The organism is Brevundimonas sp. P2_A6, from assembly GCF_056404975.1.
Map to the genome: position 1 here is coordinate 323,530 of NZ_JBFUCZ010000001.1, position 21,909 is coordinate 345,438.

Genomic DNA, 21,909 nt, shown 5'->3' on the forward strand with positions numbered 1-21,909 from the left:
GAGTTCTGTCCATGCGTAGCCTGCCTGTCCTGATGGCCGTCGCGGCCGGTTCGGTCGCCGCCCCGGCCCTGGCCGCCGACCTCAGCGTGACCGTCGAGGTCCCGACGATCCGTACCGCCGCCTATCACCGGCCCTATGTCGCGGTGTGGATCGAGCGGCCGGACCAGACGGCGGTGCGCACCCTCGCCCTGTGGTACGAGGCCGGGGCCACCGCGCGGGGCGAGGGCGACGGCGAGCAGTATCTAAAGGACATCCGCACCTGGTGGCGCAAAGGGGGGCGCGCCATGACCCTGCCCATCGACGGCGTCACCGGCCCGACCCGCGCGCCGGGTCGCCAGACCGTGACCGTGCCGGGGGCCCGCCTCAGCGCTCTTCCAGCAGGTCAATACAATGTCGTCGTCGAGGCGGCGCGTGAACAGGGCGGCCGCGAGACCGTGCGCGTGCCCTTCACCTGGGGCGGGGCGGCATCGTCGGCCTCCGCCACCGGAACCTCCGAACTGGGCGCCGTGCGCGTCGCCGTCAGCCGCTAAGGATCCCACGCCATGAAGAAGTTCATCCTTCCTGCCCTCGCCCTGCTGGCCGCCGTCGCCGTGCCCCTGTCGGCCAGCGCGCACCGGGGGTGGTTGGTGCCGTCCCACACCGTGCTGTCGGGCGAGAGCTTCTGGGTCTCGTTCGACGCCGGCGCGTCCAACGGGGTCTTCATCGCCGACCATGCGCCGTTGCGCCTGACCCCGGAAAGCCTGACGATCACCGCACCCGATGGATCGAAGGGGACCGCCGCCAACCTGATGCAGGGGGCCTATCGCACGACCTTCGACGTCGAGATCGACAAGCCGGGCACCTGGAAGATCGCCAACGGCTCGGTCGGGGTGAACGCGACCTGGATGCTGAACGGCACGCCCGGCCGCTGGCGCGGCCCGGCCGCCGACCTGGCCGCCAACATTCCGGCCGGAGCCACCGACGTCGTCTCGGCCCCCAGCGCCAACCGGCTGGAGACCTTCGTGACCCTGGGCGAGCCGACCACGACGGTGTTCACGCCGACCGGCGTCGGCATCGAGATGGTGCCGGTGACCCACCCGAACGACCTGGTCGCGGGCGAGGCGGGCACATTCCAGTTCCTGAAGGATGGCCAGCCCTATGCCGACGCTGACGTCATCGTGGCGCGCGGCGGCCTGCAGTATCGCGACAACCCGGAGGAGCAGACCTTGAAGACCGACGCAGACGGCAAGGTCTCCATCACCTGGCCCGAGGCCGGGATGTACTGGGTCAACACCAGCTGGCGCGATCCGTCGGCTCCCGCGCGCGGCGAGGGCGAGGCACGCGGCAGCCCGCCGGTGGCTTCGGCCCAGTACACCGCCGTGTTGCAGGTCCTGCCCTGACCCTTCGTGGGTCGCGTGGAGCGCCTCCGCCGTTCGATCCGCGAGACGCGGGCGAGCGATCGGCGACGCGCGTCCTGATACCGCCGATGACCCAGCCTCCGGCCCGTCCGAATGGGGACGCGATCTGGAGCCTGGGCGGCGAGACCATGGGCACGACCTGGACCGTGCGCGCGGTCGCACCGCCCGACGTGACGCAGGGGGCTGTCGAGGCCGCGATCCAGGAGCAGCTGGATGCCGTGATTGCCGTCTTCAGCCCGTGGGAGGGCGACAGTGAAATCACGCGTTTCAACCACGCCCCGTCCGGCATGTGGGCGCTGTCAGAGGCGATGTGGTCGGTGCTGGACGCCGCCATGAACCTGGCCGACGACACCGACGGCGCGGTCGATCCGACGCTGGGAGCCCTGGTCGATCTGTGGGGTTTCGGGCCGCCGGGGCCACGTCCCGACAGCAGCCCCTTGCCGACGGATGAGGATGTCGCCGCCGCCCTGGCCGTCAGCGGCTGGCAGGGGCTGCGCCTGCATCGCGATGCGCGCGCGGCCATGCAGCCGGGCGGGCTGAGGCTGGATTTCGGCGGCATCGCCAAGGGCCACGCCGTGGACCGGGTGTCCGAGGCCCTGAGCGCGCTGGGCGTCACCTCTCACCTGGTCGAGATCGGTGGCGAGATGCGCGGCACCGGCGTCAAACCCGATGCCCAGCCGTGGTGGATCGGGCTGGAACCTCCCCCGGGTGGGCCAATCCCGCGCGCGGTCGCGGCCCTGGTCGATATCGCCGTGGCGACGTCCGGCGACTGGCGGCGCGGGTTCGAGCTGAACGGGACCCTGTATCCCCACACGCTGGAGGGTCGGACCGGCCGGCCGGTGACCAATGGCGTGGCCTCGGTCACCGTGTTTCACGCCAGCGCCATGATGGCCGACGCCTGGGCGACGGCCCTGACGGTCAGGGGCGCGGCGGACGGCATGGCGCTGGCCGAGGCCTACGGCCTGGCGGCCCAGATCCTGACGCGGACGCCGGGCGGTCTGGTGGAGGCGGTCAGCCCGGCGTTCGCCGCCATGCTGGAAGACCAAGGGTGACCCATGACGCCGGCCGGTGGCTATGGGCGGCCGTCTTCGTCGTCGCCTGGCTGGCCCTGACCGGCTGGATCGTCTGGCGCGCGCGGCGCAAGCCTGCGGTCGTCGTCCAGCCCGGCCACATCCTGATCGCGGTCGCCAGCCAGACGGGATTTGGCGACGAGCTGGCCGAGATGACGCGCGTACATCTGGGCGCGACGAGCCGCGCGGTCCGCGTGACCTCCTTCGCCGACCTGGATGTTCCGGACCTGATCGCCGCCGGGCGCGTGCTGTTCATCGCGTCCACGACGGGGGAGGGCGATGGGCCGGACAGTACGGCCCGGTTCGTGCGGCGGACGATGTCGAGCGCAGGCGCGGGTGAACTGTCGGGCCTGGCCTATGGACTGCTGTCGCTGGGCGACCGGTCCTATCGGGACTTCTGTGGCTTTGGCCGGGCGCTGGACGGCTGGCTGAAGGGGGCGGCCGCGACCCCGCTGTTCGACGCCATCGAGGTCGACAATGGTGACACAGCAGCGATCCGGCGGTGGCAGGCGGAACTGACGGCGCTGACCGGCTCGAACGCCTCACCTGACTGGACCGCGCCCGACCATTCGCCCTGGCGTCTGGTCGAGCGTCGCCTGCTGAACCCCGGCAGTCCGGGCGAAGAGGCCTGGCATCTGGGGTTCGAGCCGCCGCCGGGGGCCGCCGACTGGCAGGCCGGCGATATCGTCGAACTGGTGGGACCGTCGATCCAGGGGGCCCCGCAGATCCGCGAATACTCCGTCGCCTCCCTGCCGTCCGACGGTCGGGTGGAGTTGCTGGTGCGCCGCTTGCGCCGATCCGACGGGACGCCGGGCCTGGTGTCGGGATGGCTGACGGGAAGGCTGGCGTTGGGCGACACCGTACCGATGCGCCTTCGCGCCAACCCCGCCTTCCGCGCACCGTCGCCCGAGACGCCGATGATCCTGATCGGCAATGGGACGGGCCTGGCGGGGCTGCGGTCTCACTTGAAAGCCAGGGCCGAACAGGGTGGGGCCCAGACCTGGCTGATGTTCGGCGAACGGACGGCCGCGCACGACGCCTTCTATGACGACGAGCTCCATCGCTGGCTGGACACTGGTGTCCTCACCCGCATGGACCGGACCTTTTCACGCGACATCGGCGATGGGCGCTATGTGCAGGCCCTGATCGCGGCCAATGCCGTCACCGTCCGCGACTGGGTCGGGCGCGGTGCGGCCGTCTATGTCTGCGGCAGTCTCGAAGGGATGGCCGGTGGGGTGCAAGCGGCGCTGGAAGAGGTACTGGGCGAGCCCGGCCTGCGCGACCTGCTCGAGACAGGCCGCTATCGCCGCGACGTCTATTAGCGGCGGCGTCGCCCCTATCCCGACCCGATCGATCTGCTAGACGACGCGTCCCGGAACGGCCGCGCCCGCGCGACGTTGCCGGATTGTCCACTTCGTTTTCAGGTCCTTCATGAAGATCCGCGTCCGCGCCGAGCTCGTCTATCGCTTCGATCCCCCCACCGACGCGATCTACAAGATCCAGGTCGCGCACTGGCCGGGTCAGACAGTGCTGGAGGAACGGCTGGTCTCGGAGCCGTTGCAGGATTTCCATGAGGATCAGGACGTCGATTTCGGAGCGCGGACGCTGCGCGCTCGTCTGGGCGGCGAGGTGTCGGTCACCTATGAGGCGCTGGTCGACAACGGCACGCTGATGGGCCTGCCGCCGGTCGCGACCCAGCACGACTGGAACGACCTGCCGGCCGAGGTCCTGACCTATCTGTGGCCCAGCCGCTATTGCCCGTCGGACCAGTTCGGCCGCTTCGCCGAGCGCCAGTTCGGTGAGACCTCCGGTGGCGAGCGCGTGCTGGCGATCCTGGGCTGGATCACCGAGAACATCGACTATGAGGCGGGCGTTTCGGACTCCGAGACGACCGCCTCGCGCACCTTCATCGACCGGGCCGGGGTGTGCCGCGACTTCACCCACATGGGCATCACCCTGTGCCGGGCGTCAGGCATTCCGGCCCGCGCCGTCAGCGCCTTCGCCCATCAGCTGAACCCGCCGGACTTCCACGCCATCTTCGAGGTGTGGCTGTCGAACGGCTGGTGGCTGGTCGATCCGACGGGTCTGGCCCCGATCGAGGGTCTGGTGCGGATCGCCTGCGGGCGTGACGCGGCCGACATCGCCTTCCTGTCGACCCAAGGGACTTGCGAGATGGTGCGTCAGTCGATCACGGCGGTGGCCGACGACGCCGACGACCTGAAGGCGGCCTGAGCCTTAACGTCCCGGCCGGGCGCGATAGGTCTCGACGAAATCCAGCCGACGCAGGACCTTGTTGTCCGGATCGATCAGGACGTGAGCGCCGGCCGGTACGGCGATCGATCCGCGCCCGTCGGTCATCGCCACGGTCTGGACGACGCCGTCGATCTCGACCTCGAGCGGCATCGGGAACACTTCGCCGTCACCGGTGGTCCAGGACAGAGCGAGCGTGTCGCCCTCTCGCGTCTGGGTCAGGACGGGCAGGGCGGCATTGTAAAGGTAGCCCCGGAAGAACCAGCCATAGTCCCGGCCGGTGACCGTGTTGACGATGCGCAGGAAGTCAGGCGTCGAACGATAGATCGTGCTGAAGTTGCCGGGGGCCGGGTCAGGCCGACCATAGACCAGGGTCGTCACGGCTTCGTGGAAGGCCGCGTCGCCGATCAGCATCCGAAGCGAATGGGCGATCAGCGCGCCCTTCCAGTAGATGTCGTTGCCGGGCCCCGTCGCGCCCTTGTAGACCTCGTCCTCGCTCTTGGGCGTGCCCGAGACGACCGGATAACGGTTGACCAGATCCTGCTGCATCTTGGCCAGTTCGGACTGCATGTAACGGTCGCCGTGCAGCCATCGCGCATAGAGCGGCTGCATGTATGTGCCAAGCCCCTCGTGCAGCCACATGTCGTCGGCGTTCGAATTGGTCAGCTGGTTGCCGAACCACTCGTGCGACAGCTCGTGCTGCAGCAGCCAGTCGTACCCCCGCCCGTCCAGCTTGTAGCCATTGCCATAGGCGTTGATCGTCTGGTGCTCCATGCCCAGGTGCGGGGTCTCGACCACCCCCATCTTCTCGTTACCGAAGGGGAAAGGGCCGACGGTGGCTTCATAGAAGTCCAGCTGCTGCGGGAACTCGGCGAACAGGGCGGCGGCCTGGGCCGGATCGTCGGATTTCAGATGCCAGTACTGCATCGGGAAGGTGTTGCCGAAGCGGCTGTGATAGTCGGCGCGCAGCTCCGCATACGGGCCGATGTTGAGGGCGATGGCATAGGTGTTCGGGTGGGCCGCGCTCCAGTTCCACGTCGTCCAGCCGTCGCCGTGGTCCTGGGTGCCCAGGAACCGGCCGTTCGAGGGGGCCGACAGGCCGGTCGGAACGGTGATGTGCAGATCGACGCGGGCGGGCTCGGCCAGGGGGCTGTCGATACAGGGCCACAGCAGGTCGCAACCCTCGCCCTGGATGGCTGTGGCGATCCAGGGTTCTCCGGTGGGAGCGGTGGACCAGACGAAGCCGCCATCCCACGGCGCGTTGGGGGCCACGCGCGGTTTGCCGGCATAGGCGATGCGCAGTGTGGTCGTTTCGCCCGCCGCCAGTGGCCGGGGCAGGGCGACCGTCATTCGCCCTTCCGGGTTCGTCCATTCGGCCGGCTGCCCGTCGACCGACACGGCCGAAACCTCGAACAGCGTGTCCAGTTCGACCACCAGCCGGGCGACCGGGGCCGTCGCCGTGAAGGTCAGCTCCGCCACGGCGTCGATGGCCTTGTCGTCGGGCAGGACCTTGATCGACAGATCCGCCAGGTCGATGCGCAGCGCCTCCTGCTCGGGCGTGCGCGGTTGGTCCGTCAGCAGGGTGAAGGCGGTCGATTCGCGGGGCGGGGTGTCCTGGGCGGTAGCGGTAGTGGCCAGCATCGTGGCGGCGAGAACGGACAGGACGGTTCGCATCGGGGCTCCTCGGGACGAGGGTCGAACCTACGCGGTGCGGTGGAATTGAAAAAGGCCGGTGTTTCCACCGGCCCTTTCCGAAATCACGATGCGCCGACGATCAGGCGGCGGCTTGCTCGGCCAGCTTGGCCTTGACCTGACGCTTGATGCGCTGGGCGGCGACCGACAGCTTCTCGTCGTCAGCCTTGACGATGAAGGGGTCCAGCCCACCCTTGAAGTCCAGGGTGCGCAGCGCGGCGTTCGAGATGCGCAGGGTATAGGACTGACCCAGGGCTTCGGACGCCAGCTTGACCTTCTTCAGCGACGGCAGGAACCGGCGCTTGGTCTTCACATTCGAGTGGCTGACCAGGTTACCGACCATCGGGCCGATACCGGTGAGTTCGCAACGACGTGACATCGTCAGTTCCTTAAGAAGCGCGGCGTCCACACCGAAGGCTTGGGAGACGCATGAAACAAATGCGCGCGGGGTGGCTCCCCGCGCGAGAGGGGGCCGTATAGAGGAACCGATCGCGCGCCGTCAAGGCTGGCAGGCATGAAACCGGCAAGGACGCCGTCGTTCATGCGTCGTTCAATCGCCAACTTCCAATGCTTAAGGTACTGCGGCCGATACGTCAGCCCTGGACACAGCCCCGAACGAGAGATCGCCGATGACCCTGCCTCGCTTCGTCCTTCGTACCCTCGCCGTCGCCGCGCCCGCCGTGGCCGGTGCCGTGCTGCTGGCCGCGCCGTCGTCGGCCCAGGCCCCGAGCGCAGAGCCCCAGCCCGGCTATTGGGAATACACGACCAATGCCGTGGGCATTCGCAGCACGGAACAGAAATGCGTCCGCCCCAGTGAGATCAATCGTTTCTTCGGCGGCCTGTCCACGCGCCGCTGGCGCTGTGTCTATCCGACGCGCGAGGTCGGCAACGGCAATGCGCGGTTCGAGGGCACCTGCACCGATCCGCGCGGTCGCCGGGTGAACGTCCGCCTGCGGGGCCCCTATCAGGCCGAGAGCTTCCGCTTCTCGGGCGGGGCGCAGCTGGCGCGCGGGACGCCCTATCTGCCGGCCAGCATCACGGCCCACCGGCTCTCGGCCGTCTGCCCGGCCAACGCCGAGTACTTCTGAACCAGGGGCTTGTCGGACGACGACGGTTGGTGGCCAATGCGGCAACGCTATTGGAGCATCCGTCATGATCGATCGCCGCCGCCTGATGTTCACCGCCGCCGCCGGGGCCAGCCTGATGGCGACCGGCCAGGCGATCGCTGCTCCCCAAACGGCGACCAGTGCGTCCGCCGCGCTCAAGACGGTCATGGACACCATCGTTCAGGAGGCGCTGCTGACGTCGCCCGAACTGCTGACCCAGCTCGGGTTCGACAAGGGGCCGAACGCGGCGATGAAGGCGAAACTGGACGACCGGTCCCAGGCCAAGGTCGAGGCCGATCAGGTCAAGTTCCGCGCCCATATCGCCGACCTGAAGGCCGTCGACCGCGCCGCGCTGAACGCCGACGAGACGGTCTATTTCGATACGCTGGAGTTTTTCGGCGATACCGCAATCGAGGGCTATGGCTTCGGCTATGGCGGTGGCGGGTTTGGACCCTCGCCCTATACCGTCAGCCAGCTGACGGGATCGTATCAGTCGATCCCCGACTTCCTGGATAGCCAGCACTCCATCGAGACGGCCGAGGACGCCGAGGCCTATCTCGGCCGCGTTTCGGCCTTCGCGACCGCGCTGGATCAGGAAACCGAACGGATGCAGCGCGACTTCGCGGCCGGGGCCGTGCCGCCGGACTTCGTCATCGAGCGCACCCTGACCCAGATGAATGCTACGATGGCTCCGGGCGCGGCGGCGACGACCCTGGTCCAGTCCATCGTCCGCCGGACGGCCGAGAAGGGCATAGCCGGCGATTGGGGCAGCCGCGCCGAGGCCATCGTCAACGACGCGGTCTTCCCCGCCCTGGCCCGGCAGGCCGACGAGTTGAAGGCGCGCCAGGCCGGTGCGACCCATGACGCCGGAGTCTGGCGGCTGCCGAACGGCGAGGCCTTCTATGACTACGGCATCAAGAGCTACACGACGACGACGCTGAGCGGCGACGAGATCCACCAGATCGGTCTGGACCAGCTGGCCGAGCTGACCGCTCGCGCCGACGTCCTGTTGCGGGCGCAGGGCATGACGCAGGGCTCGGTCGGCGAACGGATCGCGGCGCTGGGCGACGATCCGCAGTATCTGTATCCCAATACCGACGCGGCCAAGGAAACCCTGCTGGCGGACCTGAACGCCCAGGTGATCGAGGTGCGCCGCCGGATGCCGGAGTATTTCGGCCGCCTGCCGACCTCCGGCGTGGAGATCCGGCGGGTGCCCAAGGCGATCGAGGCGGGCGCGCCGGGCGGCTACTACAACTCGCCTTCGCTGGATGGGTCGCGGCCGGGAGCCTATTACATCAACCTGCGCGACACGGCCGAATGGCCCAGGTGGCAGCTGCCGACCCTGACCTATCACGAGGCGGTTCCCGGCCATCACCATCAGATCAGCCTGGCGCAGGAAAAGGCGGATACGCCGCTGTTGATGAAGGTGCTCGGCTTTTCGGCCTATTCGGAGGGCTGGGCCCTGTATGCCGAACAGCTGGCCGACGAGATGGGGATGTACGAGACCGACCCCATCGGCAAGATCGGCTATATCCAGTCCGCCATGTTCCGCGCCACGCGTCTGGTGGTGGACAGCGGCATGCATGCCAAGCGCTGGAGCCGCGAGCGGGCGATCGCGTTCATGACCACGGCCTTGGGGGATTCACCGACGGCGGTGACCACCGAGATCGAACGCTACTGCGTCTGGCCGGGCCAGGCCTGCTCCTACAAGCTGGGTCACAACAAGTGGGTCGAACTGCGCAACCGCGCCCAGACGACGCTGGGCGACCGGTTCGACATCAAGGGCTTCCACGACGCCGGCATGAACACCGGTGGCGTGCCGCTGACGGTGCTGGACCGCGTCATGACGGAATGGATCGCCGCGCAGAGGGCCTAGACCGTCAGACCCTCCTCGCGCCGCAAGGCGTTGTGGATGTCCGTGGCGGCGACGGCCGCCTCCGCGGTGGCCACGGCGATCTGATTGAGGCCGCGCACCACGTCGCCTGCGGCGTACAGCCCGGGAACGCTGGTTCTCTGATGAAGATCGGTCTCGACCCGGCCGTCCTCCTCGCTCAGCCGTGCACCGATGGCTGACAGCAGGTCGGCATTCGCGACCGTGCCCAGCGCGGAATAGACGGTGTCGAAGGCGCTGTACTGACCGTTCCAGCACAGGGCGGTGACGCGGTCGCCTTCCAGTCGGACGTTCTCGATCGCCGTCTCCACCAGATCGATGCCGAGCCTGTCCAGCGTCGCACGGTCCGTCAGAGCCTCCGGGGCACCGGTGTGAATCAGGGTGACCCGGTCGGAATAGGAGCGCATGAAGGCCGCTTCGCGCACGCCCATGTCGCTGTCGCCGATGACGGCGATCCGCTGGTCGGTGGCCTCGAACCCGTCGCAGATCGGACAGATGCGGACCAGGGCGCGTTCGATCGCCCGCTCCACCCCCGGCAGGTGCGGGTGGTTGTCCACCACGCCTGTCGCCATCAGCACCGCCCGCGCCGTGACCGTCCGCCCGTTGAGCGTGGCCGCGAACAGGCCGCCGACGCGCGTCAGGCGCTCGACCCGGCCTTCTTCGATAGCCGCGCCGTATTCCAGGGTCTGCTCGCGCATCCGGGCCAGGATGGCGTCGCCGGTGATCCCGGCGGGAAAGCCCGGCATGTTGTGGCTGACGGGGATCCAGCTCGCCCGGGGGGCACCGCCGTCGGCCACCAGGACGCTGCGCCGGAACCGCCCCAGATAGGTCGCCGCCGTCAACCCTGCGGGTCCGGCCCCGACGATCAGGACATCGGCGCTTGTGGTCGCGTCGCTCACCGGGTGACCCAGAAGGTCGGCCAGTAGTCGCTGGCCACGCCGTTGCAGTCGGCCATGCCGCTGCTGGACTTCAAGACGAAACCCCGGTCGGTCCAGGTCCAGCTGGACGCCGTTCCGCAGTCGCCCAGGCCCCGGCCCTTGTCGAAGGCGTCGATCACCCGCGTGGCCGGATCGTAGGCGGCGTTGACCAGCAGATCGAGCGGCTCGCCCGTGCTGGGGAAGGTCAGGCGGCGCGGATTGCTGCCGTCGGGTCGTGTCGTGAAATAGGCGTTGGAAAAGTTGTAGGCCCCCGCACCGCACGGCACGCCCCACAGCACGGTATCGGCGTCCAGACGGGCCGAGACGATGGCCGACTGCAGATCGGGATTGAAGTCGGTGTCGGCGCGGCATTGGACGACGTCGGGCATGCGTTCGATGGTGGCCGGCAGCGTCTGGCCTTCCTGATCGCCATAGCGGCCTTGCGACACCGCTGCGGCGGGCGTGACCACGGGCACGGTCGGTGCCGCCGGTACGCTGGAGGACGGTCGGGTGCCCTTGCGGATCAGGGCTGTCGTCGTCCCCAGACGCCCCTGGCGCTCGTCGATCCAGAGCAGCGACGCCGCCGCGCCATTCAGGGACAGGGGTAGGGTGCCGGCCCTCGATGTCAGGATCATCGACTGCCCCTGCGTCATGGCGGCGATCAGAGCATCGACGGCCTCGGCGCGAACCTGCACCACCGGATAGTCGGCGTCATCGCTGATGGAGTCCGTGGCGGCGATGACCTTCGTGTCCGCTACGCCGGCCGTGACCGGACCGGCGAAATCGCTGTCCTGCGCCCACGCTCCCAGCAGGATCGTGGGCCTGGCGTCCGGCCCGGCGGCGATCGCCACCCGAACCCAGCCGACCCCTTCCGTCGCGTGGCCGAAGGCGGCGCAGCTGTTGGCGTTGTCGCACACGACATACCAATCTCTGAAGGTGCGCTCGCCCGGTTGATCCGCGGCCGGGACGATCCTGGGATGGACGGCCGCGCCGGGTCGGCTCTCGGCGCTGCTCGCGACGGAGCCGTCACCGCACGCCGCCAGGGCGAACCCGGCGAACACCAGGGCTGTCAGCCGCATCATCGCCTCCCCACCGAAGGCCCTGACGTGACGTCAGGCCTTGCGCAGTTCCGACGGCTTGTGGGCCGCCCTGGCACCGGTCTTGGTGCTCTCGACCAGATATTCGGGATTATCCTTCGACGCCGCAACCTTGTGCGTCTTGATCTTTGTGGGAGAGGTCAGCTTGCGCACGACCTTTCCCTTCGTGGTGCCCTGACTGTGGTCCCACGCGACCTGATCGCCGGCCTTGAAGGTTTTTTCCGTCATGCTGGCTTGCCCGTCTCTGGCCTGTTGTTCAGGACGGCCCGCATCAGGTCTGGATCGATCAGAACGGGCATTTCGCAAAAGGTCACGATCCAGGCCTGGATCAGGGCTTCGGTGTCGTCGTCTGGCGTCTCGGTCATCGTGCCAGAACACGCATCCCAGGCCGGGGTTCAGCTTGGCCGCAGACGGCGCAACGGTTTTTTGTGACGCGGCGGGGCGATCGACGGTCCAGCCGTCGTCAGTGCATCGCCTCGGCGATCCCCAGGCCCGCGAAAAGGATTACGCCCCAAAGGCCGACCGTCGCGACGACGGCGAAGACGATCGAGCGTCGGGCCGACCATCTGACCCGGTCATCCGGGACGCACCTGACCGTCCGGGACACGCCGAGGTGCGGGCGGAGCGCGGCCTTACTGTAGTGCATCGTGCCGGCCATGCTCGTCTCCTCAGTGCGTCGTCGTCCTACCCTGTCGGCCTTAACGCCCCGCTGAAAGCCATGGTTGCGAAATCCCTACCACCGCTGCGCCCGGCCATCAGGGTCACTCCGCAAACGGGAACGATGGCGCAAAGGCCACAGTCACGGTTGAATCCCAAAGCGACGTTCTATGAAGCTGGAAGTCCTTTTGTGCATGTGCGAACGTTTACTTCTCGTTAGGGGTGTGGGGACGGAATGAGCATCGCGGATGTTTCGACTTCGACGTGGAATGTTCGCCCGGCGAAACCGATGCTTCCCCGCGGTGGCAAGCCGGCGGACCTGGCATTGGCCCGGTGCGTCGATCTCCTGATCGCCATTCTCGCCCTGGTGTTTCTGGCCCCTCTGCTGGTCGTCCTGGCGATGCTGGTGATGGCGCAGGACGGCGGCCCGGCTGTTTTTGGTCACCGGCGCGTCGGTCGTCACGGCAAGACGTTCAGGTGCCTGAAGTTTCGCAGCATGGTGACCGACGCCGATACGCGCCTGACCCGTCACCTGGAGATCAATCCGGCGGCGAGGGCCGAATGGGCTGTGGACCACAAGCTGCGCAACGATCCACGCGTCACGCCGCTGGGTCGGTTCCTGCGGCAATCCAGCCTGGATGAACTGCCGCAGTTGCTCAATGTTCTGCGCGGCGAGATGTCCCTGGTCGGGCCGCGTCCGATCGTGGAGGGCGAGATCCATCGCTACGGCCGATATTTCGCCCACTATTGCCGTGTGCGTCCTGGCATCACCGGGCTGTGGCAGGTGATGGGTCGCAACGACGTCTCCTATCGGCGGCGTGTTGCCCTGGACGTCACCTACGTCCGTCGATCCAGCGCCTATACCTATTTCGCGGTCCTGGCGCGCACCGTTCCCGCCGTCCTGAACCGCCAAGGCGTCTACTGAGCCACTCAGCAAGCTCGCGCGACCCGAGATTTGACGGTAGGCATAGTTCGGCAGTGACCATGCGGGGTTCTGTCCGTTCAGGGAAAGTTCGATGACGATCCTCGTCACCGGGGCCGCGGGCTTCGTCGGCATGCATGTCGCCCATCGCCTGCTGAACAACGGCGAGGCCGTGATCGGCGTCGATAACTTCAACACCTATTACGATCCTGCGCTCAAACGACACCGGGCGGAGCAACTGGCGTCCAGGGCCGGCTTCCGCATGGTGGAGGCCGATATCGCCGAACCGCAGGCCATGATCGATCTGGTACGCCACCACGCGGTCAGACGCGTGATCCATCTCGCGGCCCAGGCCGGTGTGCGGTATTCGATCGACAATCCCTTCGCCTATGAACGGTCGAACCTGGCGGGCCATCTTTCGATGCTGGAGGCGTGTCGACACGCGAGCATCGATCACCTGGTCTATGCGTCGTCCAGTTCCGTATACGGGGACAGACCATTGGAAGGGGCGGGTTTTCGGGAGGACGACCCGACCGTCTCGCCGGTATCGCTTTACGCCGCTACCAAGCGGTCGTGTGAACTGCTCAGCCAGAGCTATGCCGCCCTGTACGGATTTCCACAATCGGGGCTTCGCTTCTTCACCGTCTACGGCCCGATGGGCCGACCCGACATGGCCTATTTCGGGTTCTCCGAGAAGATCATGCGCGGTGAGCCGATCAGCGTGTACGGCGAGGGCCGGATGGCGCGGGATTTCACCTACATCGACGATATCGTCGATGGAATCCTCGGCGTTCTGGAGAAACCCCCGGCCTTCGGGGGCCATGAAATATACAATATCGGGGATTCAAAGCCGGTCGGCCTAATGGACATGATCGAGATTTTGGAGCGCACCCTCGGTCGCGAGGCGATCAAGATCATGCGGCCGATGCAGCCCGGCGATGTGACGGCAACCTATGCCGACATCACCAAGCTCAGTGCCCTGACTGGCTATGCGCCCAAGGTCGGGCTTGCCGAAGGTCTGCCCCGGTTCGTGGAATGGTGGCGCGGCTGGGATGGGCGGAACCATAGCGCCTGAGCCTCATCGCGGCGGCGATCGCGCTGCAAAGGTCCCGCGCAGAAAGCCGATCGACCAGCCAAGATGCATGATCATGGCGGCCGGCCCGGCACCGTATCCGCAGGGCGGTGCCTTTGAGCGAATGGCCGCTGCCACACCGCCCGCCAAGGTCGCGGCGATCCATAGCGAGGCCGGGCCGGTCAGCAGCAGAAACAGGGGATCGACCGCGATTGACAGGGCCGCGCCGACGAGCCCGATCAGGACTGCGGGGGCCACGACAGCGGGCAGGGCCTGGCGCAAACGAACGCCGGCCCCGTGCAACCGGATCGTTCGGATTCGACCGCGCCCATAGTTCACATACTGTCTGAACAAGGCGCGTGGATCGCTTCGCGGGAAATAGTGGATGGCCAGGTCGCTCTCGAGCCAGAGCCGCGCCCCGGACCGTGCCAGGCGAACATCGAGTTCGGCGTCTTCATTGTGGGTGAAGTCGGGATTGTAGCCATTGACGCGCGTGAACGCCTCGGTCCGCATCAGGGCATGGTGGCCATGCTCGATCCAGCCGCTGCGCCCTCCGTTGCGATGCGCCGCGCCGCCGGCACCGATCCTGGAGTTCTGTGCCGTCGCGGCCGCGATCTGGAAGCAGGTTCGCCCGACGCTCAGCATCGGCACGACGACGGAGTCTGCCTGCGTTTCGATCGCCGTTGTCACCAGCCGCTCGACGAAGCGTGGTGGATAGTCTGCATGGGCGTCGAGGCGCACGAAGAACCGGTAGCCGCTTCCAAAGGCCGCGACGGCGGCGTTGATCCCCGCGGACTGAAGCCGCGCGGGGTTGGGCAGAAGCCGCACCCGGGAATCCCGCCGTGTCCAATGAGCGATGATATCGACGCTGGTGTCACGGCTGCCACCGTCGACCACGATCAGCAGGGACGATGGCCCCATCTCCGCCACCTGGCATTCGATCAACGCAGCGAGGTGATCCTGTTCATTCAGGCACGGGATCACGATCAGAACCGGTTCGGTCACGCCCCGGGCTCCATCAGCAGAGCCACCAGCGCGCGACAGTCGGCGGCATCCGATATCAGCGCCTCGACCGGAACGGCCTGCGCCCGGCGTTCCAGCGTCGCATAAGTGGCCGGGGTCAGCGCCCGGAAAAAAGGGTTCAGGTCCGCGTCGACGTCGTGGATCAACACACCCGCCTTCCACCTCGCCAGCCAACGACCCGTCTCGACCTGGCGCAGGGCGATGAGGGGTCGGCCGAAGGCGCTGCCCTCATAGAGGCGGTTGGGCAAAAGCCAGCTCGAGTTCAGGCCTTCTTCGTAGAAGTCGATGCCCCAGACCAGATGCACCTGCTGATAGTGAGAGGCCAGGTCCTCGGATCCATAGCGACCGTGAAAGTGAAGGCCGGGCACGTCGGCGACCAGGGCCTCGAACGACTTGCCAAACACCGCGCCTGAAGGGATGCCGCGAATATCCACTTCGATGCGACCGGGATTTTCCCGAACCAGCCGCGTCAGCACCTCGAGGGATTTCCGACACCGCAGCATACCGAACCAGCCGATCCGCCAAGGGTGGGGGGGAGGTGGCGCGGAGGACGTCACGGACCGGCCCCGGGGCGCGAGGATCTTGTTCTCGATCAGGTGCCGGGGCGGTCCCGACGGGTGGAAGTGTCCGAAGTAGGCGCTGTCGAAGGCCGGCGAACTGACCACCACCCTGGCGACGCGGCGCATCAACAGCCGTTCCAGCCACCGAAGCGCTCGGGCCTTGATGCCCGACCCCAGCATCACCCGATGGATGTCCAGAACCTCATAGGTCAGTGGCGGCCGGTCGCGGGTCAGGGCCAGCCCGACGACCGCCAGCACGAGCATCTCGAGGTTGCGGGCGACGACAGCCGAACATCCGCTGACGCGGTGCCGAAGCGCGGCGGGATTCAGCAGCACGCGGACGACGGCCAGGGCGCGCTGTCCCAACGCCGCGTCGCGGGTGCGGCCGAGAACTTCGGTGCTCCAGGCGTCGGGGACCTTGGTCTCGTCGCGTGTGAACCCGGCGAGTTGGACCCTGGCTCCGCCTTCCACCAGCATCTCGCATCGTCGCTTGACGGCGGGATCCGCTACATTGGGGACCAGATAGGCGATCCGCGGCGACGCGGACGCAGGTCCGGTGCCGGGCCGGGTGGCCGGGCGAATGGATCGCGGTGACGGGGCCATCGCGGCTACAGCGTCTGCACCGGAGGAACCAACGCTGGCTTTCGCCACGCCAGCAGGTCGGCGACCTGTTCGGTGACCGCGACGCGAGATCCGCGAAACACAAGGGCGGCGGCCACCGCGCCCAGGCCTCCGGCCAGACCGATGCTGACGGTCAGGACCAGGCTGGACATCTCCACCCCGACAGCAAGCAGAAGCGGAAGCGCGCAGCCGACGACGACGCCCCCGGCGATCGGCAGGGCGGGCAGACACGCGCCCAGTTGCGCCCTGACGTCCACTGGACCCTCACGTCCCGCCATGAAAATCCGCAAGGGAACCGATAGAAGCGTCGATGCGGAATAGGCGGCCGCGGCGCTGACCAGGCCAAATTTGACGCCGATGAAGACGGCCCCGCATCGGGTGACCATCTCGACGATGCCGATTGTTCTCAGTTCGCTGGATCTGTTCTGCGTGATGAACAGGTCGCTGACCGCGTGTGCAAAGCCCAGCCCGGCCAGCGCGGGTGCCAGGGCGGCCAGGACATAACCCGCCTGCCTCCACTGGTCCCCCAGCAGGACATGAACCATCGGAACGGCGATGCATGTCAGAAGCACCGAGCCGGGCATGACGATCAGACACAGCCGTTCCACGAGTTTCAGATAGGCGACACGATAATGGAGCGGGTGGGCCCTCAGTCTCGCCATGACCGGCAGGCCCGCCTGGGTGATGGGCTCGATCAGGTTCTTGCCGGGCATCTGGAACAGCGCCTGTGCGCGATTGAATTGTCCCAGAGAGGCGGCACCCAGGGCATGGCCGATCAGAAACGGCGCTGCATTGTTCGATACGAAAACAGCCAGAGAGAACACCGAGGTATTGGCGCCGAACTTCAGCAGGTCCTTCACGCCCGGGATCATCGCCGGCCGACCTGGCCGCCAGCGGCTCAGAACGACGGTGAGTACGCTGCTCAGGAGTGAACCCAGCAACGAACCGATCACCAGCGCCCAGACGTTGCGCCATGCAAACGCCAGTATGAGTGTCGCGACTGTCTGGATGCCGACCATCGTCATGTCGATCGCGGCGATGTGGTTGAACCTCAGGTCCCGGTTCAGCATCGCATAGTGCTGGGTCGTAAAACCGCTGAGCGCGAAACCACCCAGACTTACCAGGATGATCCACAGGACGACGGGTTCGTGGAAAAACACGGCGACCACGGGTGCCAGGGCCGCGATGATCAACATCAACGCCGTCGTGGTGGCGGCATTGAACCAGAAAAGGAATGAAATCTCCTGCTGTGAGACTTCGCCTTTCCGCATCAGGGCGGACGTCAGGCCAAAGTCCTTGAACATGTCCGCCAGGGTCAGCACCAACCCCGAGATCGCAGCCAGGCCGAAATCGCGGGGAGAGACCAGCCGGGCGATGATGGTGGTGGTCAACAGCGTGAGCGTCAACGCGAACGCCCGACGGCCCAGAAGGACCAGCGCGCCCCCCTTCGCGCGCTTGTGAACTTCCTCTACGTCCAAGGCACAGTTCCTAGGAACCAGAGCTCTTCAGACGATCCTCGATCACGTTGCGGTCCCGACGGCTCGAGGGCGAGAGGCGCCGCTGATACTTCCGGAGACGTTCGGCCCAGACGTTCAGCTTCCCTGGCTCCGTCGTCGGCTGCCGTTGCGAGAAGGACAGATCTTCCCACGAAGGCGCCCCAGCCACCTTGGTTTCACGATACCAAAGGTTTCCATAGAGTTGGGTTCTCTGGCCTGCCAAGTGATCGTAGTTCGCCTTGACGCCGTGCATCGTATTGTTGCCCGGCGAAAAGATGACGATGCTGTTGTTCTTCGTCTGAGTTTTGACGGTGTCGCACCAGTCCCATGGAACCCAGCATCGATCCTGGTCGGCGTTACCTTCCCAGAAGGCCTGAACGTAGCGGTATGCCTCTCGGAACCTCAAGTAATGCGTGTGATGTTCCAGGGTGTCGGACCCCGCATGGGGGTTCACATTGACCATATAGGTCAGCGCCTTTTTCCGAATGTCCGGATGGGGGCTGATCTCATACCCGTCGAGATATTTTTGAATGCCCGAGTCTGCAAACACCGCCTCCGAAGCGATTTCGAACTTCTCGGCCAGCGCGTTCTGAAACGCGTCGCCCACGAGAAAGTCGTGCAACTGAGCGATAATAGGGGTCTTGGGCGCTGTGAGTCGCAGCGTCATCCCGTAACCTTCACATGCGCTGTTCGTGGTCCGGTCAATGGCGCGTTGCCGATGCCATTTTACATACTGATCCCGATCGATGACGCAGCCCGGGAAGTCGATAATCTTGTAGCCGGCTTCAAAAAGACGTTCGAAAAGCGCATCGTCATTGGCTGCAGGCTCGAGATTTATCTCGGTTGACTGCGTGATGTCTTGAAAGTGGGGATCGCTGAAGAAATCTTCGATGTAGATATGATCGAACGGATCGGTCGAGACCTCCGCGTTCTTGATCTTTTTGATCAGATAATCAAACTGCACCTTCACCTCCCCAGATTGGTCAATCATACCGTGCGGCCGGGGCCGTCATCCACAACAATCAGCCGCAACAGTTCGCGAACGCCACTACTGCGTGAGTCGCGCCACACTTGTCGGGTGCCGATTTGGGCTCAGGGCTGGAACAGGCTACGAAATTTCCGTGATGACCTGGCTCCGTGACAGCCGTTTTGCTCGCCGTTGCCGCAGCCTGTTCGGTGGCGCGCCCTCCGAGGCGATCAGGGCAGGGCTTCGCCGTGCTCTGCTGGATCTGGCGCGAGACAATCCCTTCTGGAGCGCGCCGGATATCGACGGTGCCACCTGGGTGTGTCTCGATCCATTTCGGTCTCTGGTCAGCGCGCGAGGAGCCCGGGCCGGCAATTGGCTCGTGCTTTGCCGGGGCGCATCGCGGTCCACGACGATGCGGCTGACGATCAGGCCTGGCCGGCGCGGAAACATCGTCGTGATGGGTCCGACGACGGCCTATAGCGGGTCGATCCTGATCGAGGGCGACGACTGTCTGGTGTGTCTGGGAGGAGACTCCTCCTGGCCGAACGAGATCGAGCTGAGGCTGTCCACGTCGAAAGCCAACTTCCTCTGGGGCAGAGGAAGTTCCTCGAATGGTCTGCGCGCAATCCTGGAGGGCAGGGCAGGGTCCGCCGTCGTAGGCGACGACAGCATGTTCGCTCGCGATACCCATCTCTATACGTCCGACCTGCACGCCGTCGTCGATGACACGACGGGGGAGTGGCTGAACCCGCCAGACAGCGTGGCGATCGAAAATCATGTCTGGATCGGTCACGGGGCCATGATCATGAAAGGGGCCGTGATCGGATCAGGGTCGATCGTGGGGGCTCGATCCGTCGTGACGGGAGAAATCCCGGCCAACAGCGTCGCCTCGGGTGCGCCTGCGCGCACCACCCGCCGGGGCGTGCGGTGGATACGGGATAGGGAGCCCTTGTCGGCGGAAGCGGTCTCCAGTCGTCAGGGCGACGGAGCGGAGCACCGGTCCTAGCCCATCACATCGCGGCACAGTCGGTCCAGACGTTCCTCGAACGTGTCCATCAGATTCGCCAGTCGCCTTGGATCGCTGAGCTGGCCCGGCGTCTCTGTCGCCAGGCGCGCAAGCCCGCGTGTCGCCATAGCGACGTCCAGTCGGGTACTCGGCAGAGGTTCGTAGAATTTCAGAGGCGCGCCGAACTGGAACGCCACCGTCTTCGCCGTCGCCCGTGCGCGACCGAGCGCCCCAAGATCGCCGCCCCGGAGAAAGGGAAGGTTATGGAAATGCAGGTCCACGCCCAGCGATCCCGCCCAGTCGCACCATTTGGAAGGCTCGAAGCGCGGCGACAGGACCACTCCGATCCAGGGCGTGCGCACGGCGTCGGCCACGATGGCCCCGTGCATGGCCTCGGTCAGCAGCTTTTCCAGCGACGATATCTGCCGGATCGTTTCTTTGGAGTCGGCGGTCGGGTCGACGAATTCGATACCCAGACGCTCGCAGATCGGGCGCCAGTTCCAGGCCTCCATCGTCCAGACGTGTGGCATGAAACCGACGCCGGCCCTCGGCTGCGTGGAGAGCAGATCGGTCATGCGCCCGATCATGATCGCCGGGTCGCCGACGATCCGGTCCGGGGGAAGGTCGAAATATGAAGCGGTCATGGGGCCGCGAACGCCATAGACATTCCAGGCCTCATCCAGGGTCGGCAGTGTCCCCTTCGATCCCGCGCCCGCCCCCAGGACGAACTTTCGAGCCCCAGGGTTCAGGCGGTCACTGTAGTAGGATTGAAGGATCGTGCCGATCCCGAACAGGGTATCCTCGCCCTGATGATCGATGAGACCAGGCGCGACGCGGTCCCAGAACCATGCATTGAGATCATCGCCGAAGTTGCCCCTCTCCATGTGGCAGTAGAGCAGATTCATCGGGGATCTCCGGTTTGGGCGACGACGAAGGCCCGCAGCTTTGCGGCCAGGTCGGCGACGACCCCGTCGCGGGAGAACCGCTCGGTGGCGTGGGCGTGAGCGGTCGCCGCCAACCTCGCGCGGCGGGACGGTTGGCTCGCCAGCGCAATGATGCGCTCGGCGAACGCCTCCGGATCGTCAGCGATCTCGGCATGGACACCGTCGACGAAACCCAGCCCCTCACAGCCCAGCGTGGTCGTCACAATGGCGCGCCCCTTGGCGGCCGCCTCGATCAGCTTGATCCGTGTGCCGCTGCCGGTGTGGATGGGAGCGATGACGATGTTTGCCCGTGCGTAATAGGGATCGACATCCGGGACATCGCCGGCGACCGTTATGCCCGGGTATTGGGCCAGAGCGAGAATCTCAGCGGAGGGTCGCAGGCCGACGAGTTGCAACTGGATCGTGTCGCCCAGACTGCGACGCACGATCGGCCAAACGTCCTTCACGAACCACTCTACCCCCTGGGCATTGGCGAAATAGGAGAACGTCCCCACGAAGAGCACCGTCGACGGTGCATCGTCTGTCTCGGGCTTTGCCGGTTTGAACTGCGTCGCGTTAGGGACGACCCAGGCGCTGCACCCTGTCATACCTTTAAAGGCGTCCGAATCGGCCTGGGAACAAAGACTTAGGACATCCCACTGTTTGACGACGCGACGCTCTGACCTTTTCAGCCAGGCAAGCTCACGTTCGAACTTCCATTTCCACAGGACGTTTGGCGCATCGGCTAGGCATCTTTCGAAGACGCGGGATTCGATGTCGTCCAGATCAAGGACCATCGCTCCACCGAGCGACCTTGGGTCAAGAACGGACTCCAGCCAGATCGCGCTTCTCAGGCGAAACGCCAGGATCAAGTCGTATTCACGCGAAAGTCGCTTTCGATAGGCGCGCCGATCCTGCGGGCGCGCGCGGCCATCGACATAGTTCAGTCTGAGCAACGCACGCAGCGGGCGGCCGACCCGGGAGCGCGCCGTTTCATGACGCGCCTTGCGTTCTTCGGTCATTGTGGGTTCTTGCCGCCCTACAATTTCGGCCACGCCATATTCGGGATAGGCGACCGGCGACTGGGGCAAAACCATCGTGACATCGCCAAGCTGGCGCAGGGCTTCGAGATGCAGGAACGCCCGCTGAGGAGACCCCCCTCCCTTGGGGTCCGGCAAGTCCTGCGTGACGAAAAGTATCCTCATGGTTGTCAGTCTGATTATGTTGCAGTGCGAAGGCCAG

General features: G+C 66.2%; 23 protein-coding genes. 10 read left to right on the forward strand and 13 right to left on the reverse strand.

Going from position 1 to position 21,909, the window contains the following annotated elements; translation table 11 throughout:
- Positions 1–11: 11 nt before the first annotated feature.
- The 5 genes from AC1DW4_RS01675 (at position 12) to AC1DW4_RS01695 (ending at position 4,699) form a co-directional block, all read left to right on the forward strand.
- Positions 12–530, forward strand: coding sequence for a DUF2271 domain-containing protein (locus AC1DW4_RS01675; RefSeq protein ID WP_477015503.1), 519 nt, complete (start codon positions 12–14; stop codon positions 528–530).
- 12 nt (positions 531–542) lie between these two features.
- A complete protein-coding gene (locus AC1DW4_RS01680; protein ID WP_477015504.1) occupies positions 543–1,379 on the forward strand; it encodes a DUF4198 domain-containing protein in 837 nt (278 codons plus the stop codon).
- A gap of 86 nt (positions 1,380–1,465) precedes the next feature.
- A complete protein-coding gene (locus AC1DW4_RS01685; protein WP_477015505.1) occupies positions 1,466–2,449 on the forward strand; it encodes an FAD:protein FMN transferase in 984 nt (327 codons plus the stop codon).
- Positions 2,446–3,789: a sulfite reductase subunit alpha gene (locus AC1DW4_RS01690; RefSeq protein WP_477015506.1), complete on the forward strand. Its 1,344-nt coding sequence runs from the start codon at positions 2,446–2,448 to the stop codon at positions 3,787–3,789. Before AC1DW4_RS01685 ends, AC1DW4_RS01690 begins: the two co-directional genes overlap by 4 nt.
- 109 nt (positions 3,790–3,898) lie before the next feature.
- Complete coding sequence (locus AC1DW4_RS01695) at positions 3,899–4,699, forward strand: transglutaminase-like domain-containing protein (RefSeq protein ID WP_477015507.1); 801 nt, start codon at positions 3,899–3,901, stop codon at positions 4,697–4,699.
- 3 nt (positions 4,700–4,702) lie between these two features.
- Here AC1DW4_RS01695 and AC1DW4_RS01700 read toward each other — a convergent pair whose 3' ends face one another.
- Together AC1DW4_RS01700 and rpmB are read right to left on the reverse strand one after the other, a co-directional pair.
- Positions 4,703–6,391, reverse strand: coding sequence for a M1 family metallopeptidase (locus tag AC1DW4_RS01700; RefSeq protein ID WP_477015508.1), 1,689 nt, complete (start codon positions 6,389–6,391; stop codon positions 4,703–4,705).
- A 100-nt stretch (positions 6,392–6,491) separates the two neighbouring features.
- Positions 6,492–6,788 carry a 50S ribosomal protein L28 gene (gene rpmB, locus AC1DW4_RS01705; protein WP_013268545.1) on the reverse strand — a complete coding sequence of 99 codons (297 nt, stop codon included), beginning with the start codon at positions 6,786–6,788 and terminating at the stop codon, positions 6,492–6,494.
- A 250-nt stretch (positions 6,789–7,038) separates the two neighbouring features.
- On the opposite strand from rpmB, the gene AC1DW4_RS01710 reads away from it, so the two are divergent.
- Together AC1DW4_RS01710 and AC1DW4_RS01715 are read left to right on the forward strand one after the other, a co-directional pair.
- The gene (locus AC1DW4_RS01710; RefSeq protein WP_477015509.1) at positions 7,039–7,497 is read left to right on the forward strand and encodes a DUF3617 domain-containing protein; all 459 of its coding nucleotides are present in this window, start codon (positions 7,039–7,041) and stop codon (positions 7,495–7,497) included.
- Positions 7,498–7,561: 64 nt separating this feature from the next.
- Complete coding sequence (locus AC1DW4_RS01715; protein ID WP_477015510.1) at positions 7,562–9,391, forward strand: DUF885 domain-containing protein; 1,830 nt, start codon at positions 7,562–7,564, stop codon at positions 9,389–9,391.
- Here the strand turns inward: AC1DW4_RS01715 and AC1DW4_RS01720 are convergent.
- From AC1DW4_RS01720 to AC1DW4_RS01740, 5 genes are all read right to left on the reverse strand, one after another.
- On the reverse strand, positions 9,388–10,305 hold the full coding sequence (locus AC1DW4_RS01720) for an NAD(P)/FAD-dependent oxidoreductase (RefSeq protein ID WP_477015511.1): 918 nt from the start codon (positions 10,303–10,305) through the stop codon (positions 9,388–9,390). The genes AC1DW4_RS01715 and AC1DW4_RS01720 overlap by 4 nt on opposite strands.
- Positions 10,302–11,405: a DUF1176 domain-containing protein gene (locus tag AC1DW4_RS01725; protein ID WP_477015512.1), complete on the reverse strand. Its 1,104-nt coding sequence runs from the start codon at positions 11,403–11,405 to the stop codon at positions 10,302–10,304. Before AC1DW4_RS01725 ends, AC1DW4_RS01720 begins: the two co-directional genes overlap by 4 nt.
- Positions 11,406–11,435: 30 nt before the next feature.
- Positions 11,436–11,648: a hypervirulence associated TUDOR domain-containing protein gene (locus AC1DW4_RS01730; protein ID WP_477015513.1), complete on the reverse strand. Its 213-nt coding sequence runs from the start codon at positions 11,646–11,648 to the stop codon at positions 11,436–11,438.
- A complete protein-coding gene (locus AC1DW4_RS01735) occupies positions 11,645–11,785 on the reverse strand; it encodes a hypothetical protein (RefSeq protein ID WP_477015514.1) in 141 nt (46 codons plus the stop codon). The genes AC1DW4_RS01730 and AC1DW4_RS01735 overlap by 4 nt, the downstream gene beginning before the upstream one ends.
- A 98-nt stretch (positions 11,786–11,883) precedes the next feature.
- Positions 11,884–12,078: a hypothetical protein gene (locus AC1DW4_RS01740; protein WP_477015515.1), complete on the reverse strand. Its 195-nt coding sequence runs from the start codon at positions 12,076–12,078 to the stop codon at positions 11,884–11,886.
- Between the two features lie 288 nt (positions 12,079–12,366).
- On the opposite strand from AC1DW4_RS01740, the gene AC1DW4_RS01745 reads away from it, so the two are divergent.
- Positions 12,367–13,002, forward strand: coding sequence for a sugar transferase (locus AC1DW4_RS01745; RefSeq protein WP_477015516.1), 636 nt, complete (start codon positions 12,367–12,369; stop codon positions 13,000–13,002).
- Positions 13,003–13,093: 91 nt separating this feature from the next.
- Positions 13,094–14,074, forward strand: a complete 981-nt coding sequence (locus AC1DW4_RS01750; protein WP_477015517.1) for an NAD-dependent epimerase/dehydratase family protein — start codon at positions 13,094–13,096, stop codon at positions 14,072–14,074.
- 3 nt (positions 14,075–14,077) lie between these two features.
- Here the strand turns inward: AC1DW4_RS01750 and AC1DW4_RS01755 are convergent, their stop codons facing one another.
- The 4 genes from AC1DW4_RS01755 to AC1DW4_RS01770 are packed head-to-tail and all read right to left on the reverse strand — an operon-like array spanning position 14,078 to position 18,735.
- Positions 14,078–15,076, reverse strand: a complete 999-nt coding sequence (locus tag AC1DW4_RS01755) for a glycosyltransferase family 2 protein (protein WP_477015518.1) — start codon at positions 15,074–15,076, stop codon at positions 14,078–14,080.
- A complete protein-coding gene (locus AC1DW4_RS01760; protein ID WP_477015519.1) occupies positions 15,073–16,257 on the reverse strand; it encodes a glycosyltransferase family protein in 1,185 nt (394 codons plus the stop codon). Before AC1DW4_RS01760 ends, AC1DW4_RS01755 begins: the two co-directional genes overlap by 4 nt.
- A 5-nt stretch (positions 16,258–16,262) precedes the next feature.
- Positions 16,263–17,753: a lipopolysaccharide biosynthesis protein gene (locus tag AC1DW4_RS01765; protein ID WP_477015520.1), complete on the reverse strand. Its 1,491-nt coding sequence runs from the start codon at positions 17,751–17,753 to the stop codon at positions 16,263–16,265.
- Positions 17,754–17,763: 10 nt separating this feature from the next.
- Complete coding sequence (locus AC1DW4_RS01770) at positions 17,764–18,735, reverse strand: hypothetical protein (RefSeq protein WP_477015521.1); 972 nt, start codon at positions 18,733–18,735, stop codon at positions 17,764–17,766.
- 160 nt (positions 18,736–18,895) lie between these two features.
- On the opposite strand from AC1DW4_RS01770, the gene AC1DW4_RS01775 reads away from it, so the two are divergent.
- On the forward strand, positions 18,896–19,744 hold the full coding sequence (locus AC1DW4_RS01775) for an acyltransferase (protein WP_477015522.1): 849 nt from the start codon (positions 18,896–18,898) through the stop codon (positions 19,742–19,744).
- Here the strand turns inward: AC1DW4_RS01775 and AC1DW4_RS01780 are convergent.
- Both AC1DW4_RS01780 and AC1DW4_RS01785 read right to left on the reverse strand, forming a co-directional pair.
- The gene (locus AC1DW4_RS01780) at positions 19,741–20,649 is read right to left on the reverse strand and encodes a glycosyltransferase family protein (RefSeq protein WP_477015523.1); all 909 of its coding nucleotides are present in this window, start codon (positions 20,647–20,649) and stop codon (positions 19,741–19,743) included. The genes AC1DW4_RS01775 and AC1DW4_RS01780 overlap by 4 nt on opposite strands.
- The gene (locus AC1DW4_RS01785) at positions 20,646–21,872 is read right to left on the reverse strand and encodes a glycosyltransferase (protein WP_477015524.1); all 1,227 of its coding nucleotides are present in this window, start codon (positions 21,870–21,872) and stop codon (positions 20,646–20,648) included. The genes AC1DW4_RS01780 and AC1DW4_RS01785 overlap by 4 nt, the downstream gene beginning before the upstream one ends.
- Positions 21,873–21,909 lie beyond the last annotated feature (37 nt).

Excerpts from the sequence above, each read along its gene's own strand:
- AC1DW4_RS01675 (WP_477015503.1), top strand. The coding sequence starts at position 12 with ATGCGTAGCCTGCCTGTCCTGATGGCCGTCGCGGCCGGTTCGGTCGCC.
- AC1DW4_RS01680 (WP_477015504.1), top strand. The coding sequence starts at position 543 with ATGAAGAAGTTCATCCTTCCTGCCCTCGCCCTGCTGGCCGCCGTCGCC.
- AC1DW4_RS01685 (WP_477015505.1), top strand. The coding sequence starts at position 1,466 with ATGACCCAGCCTCCGGCCCGTCCGAATGGGGACGCGATCTGGAGCCTG.
- AC1DW4_RS01695 (WP_477015507.1), top strand. The coding sequence starts at position 3,899 with ATGAAGATCCGCGTCCGCGCCGAGCTCGTCTATCGCTTCGATCCCCCC.
- AC1DW4_RS01700 (WP_477015508.1), bottom strand. The coding sequence starts at position 6,391 with ATGCGAACCGTCCTGTCCGTTCTCGCCGCCACGATGCTGGCCACTACC.
- rpmB (WP_013268545.1), bottom strand. The coding sequence starts at position 6,788 with ATGTCACGTCGTTGCGAACTCACCGGTATCGGCCCGATGGTCGGTAAC.
- AC1DW4_RS01710 (WP_477015509.1), top strand. The coding sequence starts at position 7,039 with ATGACCCTGCCTCGCTTCGTCCTTCGTACCCTCGCCGTCGCCGCGCCC.
- AC1DW4_RS01715 (WP_477015510.1), top strand. The coding sequence starts at position 7,562 with ATGATCGATCGCCGCCGCCTGATGTTCACCGCCGCCGCCGGGGCCAGC.
- AC1DW4_RS01725 (WP_477015512.1), bottom strand. The coding sequence starts at position 11,405 with ATGATGCGGCTGACAGCCCTGGTGTTCGCCGGGTTCGCCCTGGCGGCG.
- AC1DW4_RS01730 (WP_477015513.1), bottom strand. The coding sequence starts at position 11,648 with ATGACGGAAAAAACCTTCAAGGCCGGCGATCAGGTCGCGTGGGACCAC.
- AC1DW4_RS01735 (WP_477015514.1), bottom strand. The coding sequence starts at position 11,785 with ATGACCGAGACGCCAGACGACGACACCGAAGCCCTGATCCAGGCCTGG.
- AC1DW4_RS01740 (WP_477015515.1), bottom strand. The coding sequence starts at position 12,078 with ATGGCCGGCACGATGCACTACAGTAAGGCCGCGCTCCGCCCGCACCTC.
- AC1DW4_RS01745 (WP_477015516.1), top strand. The coding sequence starts at position 12,367 with ATGCTTCCCCGCGGTGGCAAGCCGGCGGACCTGGCATTGGCCCGGTGC.
- AC1DW4_RS01750 (WP_477015517.1), top strand. The coding sequence starts at position 13,094 with ATGACGATCCTCGTCACCGGGGCCGCGGGCTTCGTCGGCATGCATGTC.
- AC1DW4_RS01760 (WP_477015519.1), bottom strand. The coding sequence starts at position 16,257 with ATGGCCCCGTCACCGCGATCCATTCGCCCGGCCACCCGGCCCGGCACC.
- AC1DW4_RS01775 (WP_477015522.1), top strand. The coding sequence starts at position 18,896 with ATGACCTGGCTCCGTGACAGCCGTTTTGCTCGCCGTTGCCGCAGCCTG.
- AC1DW4_RS01780 (WP_477015523.1), bottom strand. The coding sequence starts at position 20,649 with ATGAATCTGCTCTACTGCCACATGGAGAGGGGCAACTTCGGCGATGAT.
- AC1DW4_RS01785 (WP_477015524.1), bottom strand. The coding sequence starts at position 21,872 with ATGAGGATACTTTTCGTCACGCAGGACTTGCCGGACCCCAAGGGAGGG.